We start from the raw sequence: 11,994 nt of genomic DNA, 5'->3' as shown, positions 1-11,994 counted from the left end.
CTTGCTGCTACTCGGTCGGGGCAGGCGCCGAGAAGACGCCGAAGTGGTGGCCGGTGTTGTCCCGCAGGCGCGCGAAGCTGACACCCGCCGCGTCCGTGACCGGCTCCATGACTACCTCGCCGCCGAGCGACTTCGCCCGCTCGACGGTGGCGGGAACGTCCGCGACCAGGACGTAGAAGACCGAGTAGTCGTCGAACTTGCCGGCGTGGTCGAAGATGCCGCCGACCGGCCCCGGGGAACCGGGGGTGATCGTGGCGTGGTAGTCCACGCCCTCCAGGTCCTTGTTCAGCTTGAACTGCCACTCGAACAGGTCGCCGAAGAACTTCTTGACCTCTTCGGGCCGGTCGCTCCCGATCTCGAACCAGGCAACTGAATTGAGTGCCGGACCGCTCATCGAATCATCTCCGTCCGCCCAGATGCTGGGCCTGTGTGGAGTCTCGCGGCCAGTGTGCGGGCACCCCGAAGAGAGCCCGGCCGTTACTGGCGAGACACCATGGAGCGTAGCGGATATAGTTGCCGTGGAATGGAGTTGCGCCGTCCTCGGCGCGAACAGACGGAATCGAGAGGCTCGATAGTGGACAAGTCGGCACGCAGTGGCTGGGGTGATGCACCGCTCGCGATCGAGGTGCGCGGGGCGAAGGTTCACAACCTCAAGGACGTGGACGTGACCGTGCCGCTCCGGCAGCTGGTCGCGATCGCCGGCGTCTCCGGGTCCGGGAAGTCGTCGCTCGCCATGGGCGTGCTCTACGCCGAAGGGTCTCGCCGCTACGTCGAGGCGCTCTCGACGTATACCCGCCGGCGGATGTCCCATGCGCCACGTGCGGCCGTCGACAGCGTCGAGCACGTACCCGCGGCGCTCGCGCTCCGGCAGCGTCCGGCCGTGCCGGGTGTGCGCAGCACGTTCGGCACCTCCACCGAGCTGCTGAACGTGCTGCGCCTGATGTTCTCCCGGCTGGGCTCGCACCTGTGCCCGAACGGTCATCGCCTGGACCCGACGATCGACGTGGCGGCGGACCTGAACCTGGTGTGCCCGGTCTGCGCGGCAGTGTTCTACCCGCCGGGCGCCGAGGTGCTGGCGTTCAACTCCGACGGCGCCTGCCCTGCGTGCTCCGGTACCGGTGTGGTGCGGGAGATCGACGAGGCATCCCTCGTGCCCGACCCGGGCAAGACGATCGACGGCGGCGCCGTTGCGCCGTGGTCGATGTTCGGGCTGACGGTGATGCCGCAGGTGGTGGCCGAATTCGGCGTCCGCACCGACGTCCCGTACAGCGAGCTCACCGCCGCCGAGCGCGAGACCGTGATGCACGGGCCGGAGGAGAAGCGGCACATCTCGGTGCCCTCGAAGAGCGGCAAGCTCTTCGAGCTGAACTTCACCTACCGCAACGCACGCCTCGCGGTGCAGGAGGCGCTGGACAAGGCCACCACCGAACGCGGCCTGGCCCGCGTGAACAGGTTCATCAGTGCGCAGAGATGCTCGACCTGCCACGGCACCCGGCTCAGCCAGAAGGCGCTCGGCAGCCAGGTCGCCGGCATCAACCTCGCCGAGGCGACCGCCAAGACGCTCGACGAGGTGGTGGCCTGGGCCCCGTCCCTGCCCGGCACCCTGCCGCCGGACATGCGGCCGATGGCGCAGAACCTCGTCGACAAGCTGCAGGAGATGGCCGGCCGGCTGATCGAGCTCGGGCTGGGCTACCTGAGCCTGGACCGGGCGGGCTCCACCCTGTCGACGGGGGAGCGGCAGCGGGTCCAGCTGGCGCGCGCGGTGCGGAACCGGACCACCGGAGTGCTCTACGTCCTGGACGAACCGTCCATCGGTCTGCACCCCTCGAACGTCGACGGCCTGCTCGGGGTGATCCAGGACCTGCTGCGGGACGGCAACTCGGTGGTCCTGGTCGACCATGACGTGCAGGTGCTGCGCGAGGCCGACTGGCTGATCGAGATCGGCCCGGGTTCCGGCGCCGAGGGCGGCACGGTCCTGGCCACGGGCACCGTCAAGGACCTCGACGAAGACCCCGCCTCGCTGCTGGGCGGATTCCTCACCGGGCGCGAGCCGGTGGTGATCCGGGACCGGGCCGACGACGTGTTCGACCGCGGCAGCATCCATCTCGAGACCGCGCCCCTGCACACGGTGCACGCGCTGGACGTCGACATCCCGCTCGGCCGCCTGACCGCCGTCACCGGGGCCTCCGGTTCCGGCAAGACCACGCTCATCCTCGACAGCCTCGTCCCGGCCGTGCAGGCATCCGCGGCGGGCGGGCCCGTGCCGGCCCACGTCACCGCGGTCGACGCGCCAGGGATCCGCCGGGCCGACGTCGTCGATGCCACCCCGATCGGCGTCAACGTCCGGTCCACCGTCGCCACCTACAGCGGCATCATGGACGACCTGCGCCGGGCGTTCGCCGCCACCGAGACCGCCGTCGAGCGTGGTCTGGGCGCCGCCGACTTCTCCTACAACACCGGGTCGCTCCGGTGCCCGCGCTGCGAGGGCACCGGGCAGATCGTCCTGGACGTGCAGTTCCTGCCCGACGTCGACATCGCCTGCCCGGACTGCGGTGGCACCCGGTACGCCCCGGACGCGATGACCGTCCGGCGGCCTTCCTCGGGGCGGCTCGCCGACGAGGGGCCGACGGGCGGTATCTCGCTGCCTGAGCTGCTCGCCTCGACGGTCGGGCACGCCCTCGACCACGTCGGCGACATCCGCAAGGTGCGCACCAAGCTCCAGGCCCTCGTCGACCTCGGCCTGGGCTACCTCACGCTCGGGGAGGACACGCCGGCGCTCTCGGGCGGTGAGGCGCAGCGCCTCAAGCTCGCCGCGGAGCTGCACCGCAACCAGGCCGACACCCTCTTCGTCCTCGACGAACCGAGCGTCGGCCTCCACCCCCTCGACGTCCGTACGCTCCTGAACGTCACCCAGCGGCTCCTGGACCAGGGCGCGACGGTGATCGTCATCGAGCACGACCTCGACATGATCGCCAACGCCGACCACATCATCGACATGGGACCCGGCGGCGGTGCGGCCGGTGGCAGGGTGGTGGCCACCGGCTCACCGGACGACGTCGCGGGCGATGCCGCCAGCGTCACCGGCAGCTACCTGCGCACCCATCTGACCACCGCGCCGTAGGGTCCCGCTTCAGAAGTGCTGGTCGGGGACCTTGTCGAGGACGGCCGTAGCCGGGCTCGATCCGGCCGCTACGCGACGTGGGCCAGGATCGGCTCGAGCAGCTCGGGCAGCGGGTCCGAGCCGAGCGTCCCGTCGTAGCCGCCGGTCGTCTGCACCACGACGAGGTCGTGCTCGGGGAGCAGGTGCAGGCGTTGGTCGCCGTTACCGATCGCGCCGGCCCAGCGGTCCGGGCCCTCGCCGCCGAGGTACCACTGGTAGCCGTACCCGCACCAACCCGTCGAGACGCGCGGGGTCAGCATCCGCGTGATCCAGTCGGGCGCGACGACCTGCCGTCCGCTCCACGCGCCGTCGTCGAGCACGAGCTGCCCGATCCGGGCGAGGTCGCGAGGCGCGAACCGGAGCCCGGAGCACGCGATCGGCGTCCGGCCCGGTTCGGCGATCCACTCGACCCGTCCGATGCCGAGCGGCGCGAACAGCCGCCGCTGCGCGAACTCGTGCAGCGGCATACCGGTGCCGGCGGCGACGATGCGGCCGAGCACCTCCGTGGTGCCGCCGCTGTAGTTCCACCGCTCGCCCGGAGGCTCCTCCACCGGGCGCTCGAGGACGTACCGGTACGGGTCTCGTGCCATCCGCATGGCGATCTCGCCGTTCCTCGGGTCGCGGTACGGCGGCTTCTCCCGCCATTCCGTGCCCGTGGTCATGGTCAGAGCGTGCTCGATCGTGATGCCGGACCGCTCCGGGTCGGCGGCGAGGTCGGGATACTCGGGGAACCGCTCCAGCAGTGGCGCGGACACGTCCGGGACGTCGCCGTCGGCCAGCGCGATGCCGTACAGCAGCGCGACGACGCTCTTGGAGACCGAGCGCACGTCGTGCAGCGTGCGAGGCCCGAATGCGACAGTGCCGAGCGGCCTGCCGTGCCGGAAGTCCTTGCCCCGGCCGTACCACTCGGCGGCCAGTCTGCCGCGGTGCACGACGACGACGCCGTGCAGGCGCGGGTGCCGGGACGCGGCGCGCGCGACCGCGTCGTTCAGCTCGGCGGTCGCGCCGGCGTCGTGCACCGGCCACGGCGCACCCGGCCGACCGTCGCCGACGCGGAGCGTCGGGTTGAGGACGAACCGGCGCAGCATCTGGATCGCGTGCATGCGGGAGATCGTGCCAGACGGGTGTGGTCACGCGGGCGCGGGCGAAGCGGCGCGGCGGAGCTCCGGTGTGCCGGCCTAGGCGCTGCGGCGCGCGTAGGCCCGGGCGGCGCGCACCCGGTTGCCGCACCGGGTGGAGCACCAGTGGCGGCGGGCGTGGGTCCGCAGGAAGAACCGGCTGCACGACGGGGCGCTGCAGGCGGACAGCGCTGTCGCCTCGCTGCCGGTGACCAGGCTGACGGCGTCCGCCGCGAGCGCCGACATCGCGTGCTCGACGACCTGGGTGACCGGGTGGACCGCCTCCTGGACGAGCCCGTGGTCCGGATCCCAGCGCAGCACCTGCGTGGCGGGCGCCAGGCGGAGCGCCGTGTTGATCGCCTCCATGGCCTCCTGCGAGGGTGCGGTCCCGGCGGTGACCGAGCGGAACAGCTCGCGGACCTGGGCGCGCAGGGCGGTCAGGCGGGACGCGCAGTACTCCTGGAGCGGGGCGCCGGGCGGTGCGAGGTCGCGCTCGACCAGCCATGCGGTCGCCGCCGCGGGTGTCGTCAGCGCGTCGAGCGTGCCGCCGCCCGGGACCTGCACGACGGAGTTCACCAGGTCGAGGGCGCTGTGCTCGGCGGCGCCCGGTGCGGGTGGTGGCAGCTCGGTGGGTGGAGTCAAGGGGCTGGGCACGCTCTCATGTTACATCTTGTATTTTGCCGTGAGGTGTCGGGTAGAGTCACGGCAACGTCCGAAGATTTCCATGAGAGGAAGACGAGATGTCTGTGCCAGCAACGGCGTCCGAGCAGTTCCTTGCCCGCGTGATCAGCGGCCCCACCGTCGTGATCGAGTACGGCGGGCTGCGCCTGCTGACCGACCCGACCTTCGACCGTGCGGGAACGTATCGGGGCGACGTGCCGCTGGAGCGCACCGTCGACTCGCCGGTCACCGCCGACGAGGTGGGTGCGGTGGACGCGGTGCTCCTGTCGCACGACGAGCACGCGGACAACCTCGACAGCGCGGGCCGGGTCTTCCTCGCCGGGGTCCCGCTGACCCTGACCACGGTCGGCGGCGCCGGTCGCCTGGGCGGCACCGCCCGCGGCCTGGCGCCCTGGGAGGCCACCGAGCTGCCGCGTCCGGGCGGCGGCACCGTCACGGTCACCGCCACGCGCGCCCAGCACGGACCGGACGGGTCGGAGCCGGTGGTCGGCCAGGTGATCGGGTTCGTGCTCACCGGCGAAGGCCTCCCGGTCGTGTACATCAGCGGCGACAACGCGTCGCTCGACGTCGTCCGGGAGGTCGCCGAACGCTTCGACGTCGAGGAGGCGGTGCTGTTCGCCGGCGCCGTGCGCATGCCGGTGATCTCCGACGAGCCCGACCTGCTGACGCTCGACGCCGGGCGCGCGGTGGAGGCGGCGAAGCTGCTCGACGCGCGCCGGGTGCTCATCGCCCATGTCGACAGCTGGGCGCACTTCTCCGAGGATCTCCGGACCACCGTGGCCGCCTTCGACGCGGCGGGCCTGGGCGGCCGGCTCGCGCACCGCTGACGCGCGCCGCCGCTCAGCCGGGGGGCGGTGTCGCCCGGTCGTGGAGCACGGCGACCGACGCGCCGACCAGCAGGCGACCGCCCAGGCGTACGGTCTCCGGTCCCGCCCCCGCCTGCCCGTCGAGTCGCTCCCGGACGAGCCGCGCGGCCTCCCGGGCGATGGCGGGTGTCGGTTGCTCGAACATCGTGAGCTGGGGACGCACGGCCCGGGCGAGCTCTGCGCTGTCGAACCCGACCAGCGAGATGTCGGTCGGGACGCGCAGGCCGGAGTCGTTCACGGCGATCAGCATCCCGAGGGTCAGCTCGTAGTTGGCGGCGAAGAGGGCGGTCGGGCGATCGGGGAGTGCGAGCAGTCGTTCCGTCGAGGCCTGGCCGCTCTCGACGGTGAGCGGCCCGGAGGTCAGGCACTCCTCCTCGAGCGAGATGCCCCGGGCCGCGAGCGTGCTGCGGAAGCCCTCGGCCCGCTCGCGCATGGTGGAGATCGCGGGATCACCACCGACAAGTGCCACCCGCCCGTGCCCGTGGTCGGCGAGATGCCGGGCCACCGCTGCCCCCGCCGCCAGGTTGTCGAGCACCACCCGGTCGGTGTCGAGGTCCGGGGCCACCCAGTCGATCGCGACGACCGGAACGCCCTGGGCCGCCACCTTCCGCAGGGCGTCGACGTCGTTCGACGTGGGGACCGCGATGATGCCCTCGACCATCCGGCCCATGAGAAAGTCCACCGCGTCACCGGGCGTCGGCCTGCTCGAACAGACGAGCACGCTGATCCCGTCGGCGCGCAGCGCTGCCTCGACGCCGGCGATGATCGTCAGGTGGAAGTCGTTGTCGAGCGCGGGCAGAAGCACACCGACCGTCGACGAACGGCGCGAGCGGAGGCTCCGCGCGACGGTGTTGACGCGGTAGCCGAGCGACGTCGCGGCCTCCTGGATCGCCAGCCGGTTCTTCTCCCGGACGGGCAGGCCGTTGTAGTACTTCGAGATCGTCGACAGGGACAGCCCCGTCATCGCCTGGATGTCCTTGTAGGTCGGCACGTGCGCTCCTCGCCTCAGGCGAACCGTAGCCTGCTCCGGTAAGGCGAAAGGTTTCGCTCCAACCTAGGATCCGGGGCGGTCCCGCGTCAAGAACAGAACCCTCAGCGGCCATTGACACCAAAATCGCCGGAGAACTAGCCTCCATCCCGAAAAGCGTAACGTTTCGTATGAGGCCACGACCGGATCACTTGAGCACAAGGGAACTCTCATGACCGACGCGCTGCATCCGATCGATCCCGGCGCGCTGCCCGCGCCCGTCGACGTGTCCGACAACACCGGCGCCCTCGCGCAGGTGCGTGCCGTCATCGACGCCGGCCCCTACCGTGACGACTGGGACTCCTTGCGGGCCTACACCCCGCCGCGGTGGTACGAGGACGCCAAGTTCGGCATCTTCATCCACTGGGGCGTCTACTCGGTGCCCGCCTTCAACAGCGAGTGGTACTCGCGGGAGATGTACCGGGAGGGCACGCGGGAGTTCGAGCACCACGTCGCGACGTACGGCGCCCACCGCGACTTCGGTTACAAGGACTTCATCCCGTCCTTCACCATGGACCGCTTCGACCCGGACGAGTGGGCAAGGCTGTTCCGCCAGGCGGGCGCGCAGTTCGTGGTCCCGGTCGCCGAGCACCACGACGGCTTCGCCATGTACGACACGGACCGCTCCCGCTGGAGTGCCGCCCGCATGGGCCCCGAGCGCGACGTGTTCGGGGCGCTCTCCGAGGCGACGGACCGGGCCTGGATGGTGCGCGGGGCGTCGTCGCACCGTGCGGAGCACTGGTTCTTCATGAACGGCGGCGCGCGGTTCGACTCGGACGTCCTCGACCCTCGGTTCCAGGACTTCTACGGTCCGGCGCAGCGCGAGGAGACCGCGCCGAACGAGCGGTACCTGGAGGACTGGCTCTTGCGGGCCGTGGAGATCATCGACCGCTACCGCCCGCAGGTGCTGTGGTTCGACTGGTGGATCGAGCAGCCGGCCTTCAAGCCGTACCTGGCGCAGCTCGCCGCCTACTACTACAACCGCGCGGCGCAGTGGGGGCGCGAGGTGGTCATCAACTACAAGTGGGACGCCTTCGCCGAGGGCACCGCCGTGTACGACATCGAGCGCGGCACGATGGGCGACATCCGGCCGTCGGTCTGGCAGAACGACACCTCGGTCTCGAAGACGGCGTGGTCGTGGGTGCGGGGCCACGAGTACAAGTCGGCGGACGACCTGATCGCCGAGCTCGCCGACGTCGTCTCGAAGAACGGTGTGCTGCTGCTCAACGTCGGTCCCAAGCCCGACGGGACCATCCCGGACGAGGAGCAGGAGCTGCTGCGCTCGATCGGTGCCTGGCTGAACCGCAACGGCGAGGCGATCTACGGCACGCGACCGTGGGTGATCGCCGCGGAGGGGCCGACCGAGGTCGCCGTCGGATCATTTGTCGACGGCAAGCCGGCCGAGTTCACCGGCGCCGACTTCCGGTTCACCGCGCGGAAGCACGTGACCGGTGAGTACGTCTACGCGATCCCGCTGGCCGAGCCCGCCGACGGTGTCCTGCGGATCCGTGCGTTCGGCAAGGGCGCCGGTCTGCTCACGCGTCCGATCAAGGAGGTGTCGCTGCTCGGGGAGTCCGGCACCGTCGACTGGGAGCAGGCCGCCGGAGAGCTGACCGTGCGGACGAGCGGTCGGGCGGTGGTCAAGCTGTTCCTCGAACCCGAGAAGGTCTCGCCGCGCACGGACTTCCTGCACCAGGCGTGACGGGACGCCGCCGGGCGCCAGGCGGCGGCCGACTGCCGGCCTGCTGCCCGAGCGCGGGGCAGCAGGCCGGCTGTGGCGTCAGATCCCGAGCTCGCCCAGCCACCGGCTGATCGGTCGCGGGGCCAGGCCGAGGAGCTCCTGAGCGCTGTTGCCCCGGCTGATCGTGTTGCCGGCCTGGGCGTTGAGCGCCTTGTAGAGGCCGACGACGGGTGCGCTGGCGTCGGCGCCGAACAATGGCGTGATCAGGACCCCGAGTGCTTCGGGGGTGATGGCCTCGAACGTCACGTCGCGCCCGAGCCGCTCGGCGAATCCCGCGGCGAGGTCGGGGCCGGTCAAGCCCGGCAGGTGCCCGATGGCGACCGTCCCCGTCACGGCCGGGTCCTCCAGGAGACGGACGACGACGTCGGCGACGTCCAGGTGCGAGCTCCACGAGACGGGGAACGCCTCGGGGAGCGGGTAGCGCAGCACGCCGTCCTGCCGGGCCGGGCCCTCGATGACGGGCATCAGCAGGTTCTCCAGGTACAGCCGGGGCGCCACGACGGCGGTCGGGATCCCGGTGTCCGTGATCCTGCGGATCAGGGTGGTGAGCGGCGCGTCGTCCGGCGCCTGCAGCGGCGAGCCGGGCTGGTCGACGACCCCGCCGCTGGTGGAGATCACGACGCGGGCCGGGCGCGCCTTCTCGACGGCGGCGGTGATCGCGTCGACGTAGGCGGCCACCTGGTCAGGCGCCCCCATGGGGAGATGGATGAACACGCCGTCCGCGCCGGTGTAGGCGGCGACCAGCGAGTGGACGTCGGCCAGGTCGACGGCGGCGGACTCGATGTCCGCGGGGACGTTCGCCGTGGTGCGGACAGCCGCGACGGGACGCTTGCCGGCGGCTCGGAGCGCGGCGACGACGGGGGCACCCTGGGCGCCGGTGGCGCCATGCACTATGTAGGTCATGAGCCTATTAGTGCATGCACTGCATCAGTTACATCAACTGCACTAATGGCGTAGAGTCGAGCCCATGGATGACGTAGAGCTGCCCGAGTGCGGAGTCGCGCGCTTCCTGATGCTGTTCGAGGGGCCGTGGGCGACGCTGATCGTGCGCGAGCTCATGCACGGGCCGCAACGGTTCGGCGAGCTGCGTGACGCGCTCCCGGGCATCAGCGCGCACACGCTGACCAACCGCCTCCGGCTGTTCGAGGCGCGGGGCATCGTCACGCGCACCGCGTACGCGGAGATACCCCCGCGTGTGGTGTACGAGCTGACCCCGCTGGGCTGGCAGCTGCGCCCGGTGCTGGACTCGATGAACGAGTGGGGGACGTCGGCGCCCCTGTCCGCCTTCGTGCCGGAGCGGAGCGCCGGATGAGCGGCGATTCCGCGCCGCTGTCGCTGTTCGGGGACGACGAGCCGCCCCGGCCGCTCGCCGACCGGCTCCGGCCCCGCGTCCTCGAAGAGGTGGTCGGCCAGGACCACCTGCTCGCTCCCGACGCCCCGATCGGGCGGCTGGTCGGCCGTGGCCAGATGGTCTCGACGATCCTGTGGGGACCGCCCGGCTGCGGCAAGACGACCATCGCCCGGCTCCTCGCGGAGCGGACGCACCTCGCGTTCGAGCCGCTGTCGGCCACGTTCTCGGGCGTCGCCGACCTCCGGAAGGTCTTCACGGCCGCGCAGCGCCGTCGCGAGATCGGCCAGGGCACCCTGCTGTTCGTCGACGAGATCCACCGCTTCAACCGCGCGCAGCAGGACAGCTTCCTGCCCTACGTCGAGGACGGCACGATAGTCCTCGTCGGCGCCACCACCGAGAACCCGAGCTTCGAGCTCAACGGCGCGCTCCTGTCGCGCTGCCAGGTGTTCGTCCTGCGGCGGCTCGACGGCGCCGCGCTCGAGACCCTGATCGACCGCGCCGAGGCGGACGCCGGCCGGCCGCTGCCGCTGGACGACGACGCCCGGGCCGCCCTGGTCGCCATGTCCGACGGCGACGGGCGGTACCTGCTCAACATGGCCGAGCAGCTCCAGGCGCTGCCCGAGGGCACCGCCCCCCTCGGCACGGCGGGGCTGGCCGCGGAGGTCCAGAAGCGCGCGCCGATCTACGACAAGGCCCAGGAGGGCCACTACAACCTGATCTCGGCCCTGCACAAGTCCATGCGCGGCTCCGACCCGGACGCCGCCCTGTACTGGCTCGCCCGGATGCTCGACGGCGGCGAGGACCCGCTGTTCATCGCCCGCCGCATCGTCCGCTTCGCAGGAGAGGACATCGGCATCGCCGACCCGGAGGCGGTGCACCAGGCGCTCGCCGCCTGGGACGTGTACGAGCGGCTCGGCTCACCCGAGGGCGAGCTCGCGATCGCCCAGGCGGTCGTCTACCTGGCGACCGCGCCGAAGTCGATAGCCGTCTACCGCGGGTTCGGCGCGGCCACCGCCGCCGCGAAGCGCACCGGGTCGCTCATACCGCCCGCCCACATCCTCAACGCCCCGACCCGGCTGATGAAGGACCTCGGCTACGGCAAGGGCTACCGGTACGACCCCGACACCGAGACGGGCTTCTCCGGCGCCGACTACTTTCCCGACGGCATGGACCGGGAGCGGTACTACGAGCCGACCGGGAACGGGTACGAGCGGCAGATCACCGAACGGCTCCGGCACTGGGACGGGCTGCGGGCCGAGCGGCGGCGCGACGGCGCCGAGGGGGAGAGCGCCGGGCACTGACCGCCGCCACCGGATCAGCGAACGTGCCTCCGGGTCAGCGGCAGGGAGAGTGCCACGAGTGCGGCACTGAGCGCCGCGAGCATCGGCGTCTGCCGGTCTGCAGTGCCTGTCCACCGATCCAGGCGCCGGAGGCGATGCCCACGTTGAACATCGCGTTGACGACGGCGGGAGCGGCATCGGGCACGGCGCTCGCCTTGAGCGCCGCGGCGTTGAGCAGCGTGGGGAGGGCGCTGAACGCCGTCCCCCCAGAGCAGGATGGCGACGACGGCGCCCGCTGCGTTCCCGCCCACGACCGCGAGCGCCACGAGCGAGGCGGCCGTGAGGACCATTGCGATGCGCAGTGCGCCCTGCGGGTAGCGGTCGGTGAAGATGCCCGCCAGGAGCACAAGCCTGGGTTGCGGTATCGCCGCGCTGGTCAACGGCTTGGACGTCGACCTCGTCACCCTGGGCGGCCTGGCGCCGCTGGCAGCCGGCATCGCGCCGGGGGAGTTGGACTCCGCGTACCGAGCCGGGTTGATGCGGTTCCGGCGTGCCGGCGCTCCCGCGATCGTGCCCGCTGCTCTCGGTGACCGCGCGCCGGAGGCAGGTGTGTCAGAACAGGTCTGGTCCCACGTGTGGGGTCGCACGTGACGCAAGCCGGCCCGCGGCCGTCCTGTAGCGCTACAGGATGTAGATTCCCCCTACCGCGATCCACCCCCGCGGAGTTAGGTACCGGTCGGCTCCGAACGGTCCTGACGAGTTCGGCGGCC

At 71.6% G+C, this 11,994-nt stretch carries 11 protein-coding genes; 6 read left to right on the top strand and 5 right to left on the bottom strand.

Annotation, left to right across the window (positions count from 1 at the left end; translation table 11 throughout):
• Positions 1 to 7 precede the first annotated feature (7 nt).
• Positions 8 to 394, bottom strand: coding sequence for a VOC family protein (locus tag ACFO6V_RS04410; RefSeq protein WP_377132637.1), 387 nt, complete (start codon positions 392 to 394; stop codon positions 8 to 10).
• 180 nt (positions 395 to 574) lie between these two features.
• On the opposite strand from ACFO6V_RS04410, the gene ACFO6V_RS04405 reads away from it, so the two are divergent.
• Positions 575 to 3,121 carry an excinuclease ABC subunit UvrA gene (locus ACFO6V_RS04405; protein ID WP_377132635.1) on the top strand — a complete coding sequence of 849 codons (2,547 nt, stop codon included), beginning with the start codon at positions 575 to 577 and terminating at the stop codon, positions 3,119 to 3,121.
• Between the two features lie 68 nt (positions 3,122 to 3,189).
• On the opposite strand, the gene ACFO6V_RS04400 is transcribed toward ACFO6V_RS04405, so the two are convergent.
• Both ACFO6V_RS04400 and ACFO6V_RS04395 read right to left on the bottom strand, forming a co-directional pair.
• On the bottom strand, positions 3,190 to 4,263 hold the full coding sequence (locus tag ACFO6V_RS04400) for a serine hydrolase domain-containing protein (RefSeq protein ID WP_377132633.1): 1,074 nt from the start codon (positions 4,261 to 4,263) through the stop codon (positions 3,190 to 3,192).
• Between the two features lie 75 nt (positions 4,264 to 4,338).
• Complete coding sequence (locus ACFO6V_RS04395) at positions 4,339 to 4,932, bottom strand: CGNR zinc finger domain-containing protein (protein ID WP_377132631.1); 594 nt, start codon at positions 4,930 to 4,932, stop codon at positions 4,339 to 4,341.
• Between the two features lie 86 nt (positions 4,933 to 5,018).
• Here ACFO6V_RS04395 and ACFO6V_RS04390 point away from each other — a divergent pair, with 86 nt between their 5' ends.
• Entirely contained in the window at positions 5,019 to 5,786 is a 768-nt protein-coding gene (locus ACFO6V_RS04390) for an MBL fold metallo-hydrolase (protein WP_377132629.1), read from the top strand.
• Between the two features lie 13 nt (positions 5,787 to 5,799).
• Here the strand turns inward: ACFO6V_RS04390 and ACFO6V_RS04385 are convergent, their stop codons facing one another.
• Positions 5,800 to 6,816: a LacI family DNA-binding transcriptional regulator gene (locus ACFO6V_RS04385; protein ID WP_377132627.1), complete on the bottom strand. Its 1,017-nt coding sequence runs from the start codon at positions 6,814 to 6,816 to the stop codon at positions 5,800 to 5,802.
• A 208-nt stretch (positions 6,817 to 7,024) separates the two neighbouring features.
• Here ACFO6V_RS04385 and ACFO6V_RS04380 point away from each other — a divergent pair, with 208 nt between their 5' ends.
• A complete protein-coding gene (locus ACFO6V_RS04380; protein ID WP_377132625.1) occupies positions 7,025 to 8,554 on the top strand; it encodes an alpha-L-fucosidase in 1,530 nt (509 codons plus the stop codon).
• Positions 8,555 to 8,632: 78 nt separating this feature from the next.
• On the opposite strand, the gene ACFO6V_RS04375 is transcribed toward ACFO6V_RS04380, so the two are convergent.
• Positions 8,633 to 9,496, bottom strand: coding sequence for an SDR family oxidoreductase (locus ACFO6V_RS04375; protein WP_377132623.1), 864 nt, complete (start codon positions 9,494 to 9,496; stop codon positions 8,633 to 8,635).
• Positions 9,497 to 9,560: 64 nt separating this feature from the next.
• On the opposite strand from ACFO6V_RS04375, the gene ACFO6V_RS04370 reads away from it, so the two are divergent.
• The 3 genes from ACFO6V_RS04370 to ACFO6V_RS04360 all read left to right on the top strand — a co-directional run bounded on the left by ACFO6V_RS04370 (position 9,561) and on the right by ACFO6V_RS04360 (position 11,875).
• A complete protein-coding gene (locus tag ACFO6V_RS04370) occupies positions 9,561 to 9,905 on the top strand; it encodes a winged helix-turn-helix transcriptional regulator (protein ID WP_377132621.1) in 345 nt (114 codons plus the stop codon).
• On the top strand, positions 9,902 to 11,245 hold the full coding sequence (locus ACFO6V_RS04365; protein ID WP_377132619.1) for a replication-associated recombination protein A: 1,344 nt from the start codon (positions 9,902 to 9,904) through the stop codon (positions 11,243 to 11,245). Before ACFO6V_RS04370 ends, ACFO6V_RS04365 begins: the two co-directional genes overlap by 4 nt.
• Before the next feature lie 369 nt (positions 11,246 to 11,614).
• On the top strand, positions 11,615 to 11,875 hold the full coding sequence (locus ACFO6V_RS04360; protein ID WP_377132617.1) for a hypothetical protein: 261 nt from the start codon (positions 11,615 to 11,617) through the stop codon (positions 11,873 to 11,875).
• The last annotated feature ends 119 nt before the right edge of the window (positions 11,876 to 11,994 follow it).

The organism is Promicromonospora alba (genome assembly GCF_042654905.1).
Taxonomy (GTDB): Bacteria; Actinomycetota; Actinomycetes; order Actinomycetales; family Cellulomonadaceae; genus Promicromonospora; species Promicromonospora alba.
The sequence above is the reverse complement of the archived record's forward strand: the minus strand, read 5'-3'. Positions and strand labels throughout refer to the sequence as shown.

Coding starts and splice junctions, on each gene's coding strand:
- ACFO6V_RS04360 (WP_377132617.1), top strand. CDS start 11,615: ATGCCCGCCAGGAGCACAAGCCTGGGTTGCGGTATCGCCGCGCTGGTC.
- ACFO6V_RS04380 (WP_377132625.1), top strand. CDS start 7,025: ATGACCGACGCGCTGCATCCGATCGATCCCGGCGCGCTGCCCGCGCCC.
- ACFO6V_RS04375 (WP_377132623.1), bottom strand. CDS start 9,496: ATGACCTACATAGTGCATGGCGCCACCGGCGCCCAGGGTGCCCCCGTC.
- ACFO6V_RS04410 (WP_377132637.1), bottom strand. CDS start 394: ATGAGCGGTCCGGCACTCAATTCAGTTGCCTGGTTCGAGATCGGGAGC.
- ACFO6V_RS04365 (WP_377132619.1), top strand. CDS start 9,902: ATGAGCGGCGATTCCGCGCCGCTGTCGCTGTTCGGGGACGACGAGCCG.
- ACFO6V_RS04400 (WP_377132633.1), bottom strand. CDS start 4,263: ATGCACGCGATCCAGATGCTGCGCCGGTTCGTCCTCAACCCGACGCTC.
- ACFO6V_RS04370 (WP_377132621.1), top strand. CDS start 9,561: ATGGATGACGTAGAGCTGCCCGAGTGCGGAGTCGCGCGCTTCCTGATG.
- ACFO6V_RS04390 (WP_377132629.1), top strand. CDS start 5,019: ATGTCTGTGCCAGCAACGGCGTCCGAGCAGTTCCTTGCCCGCGTGATC.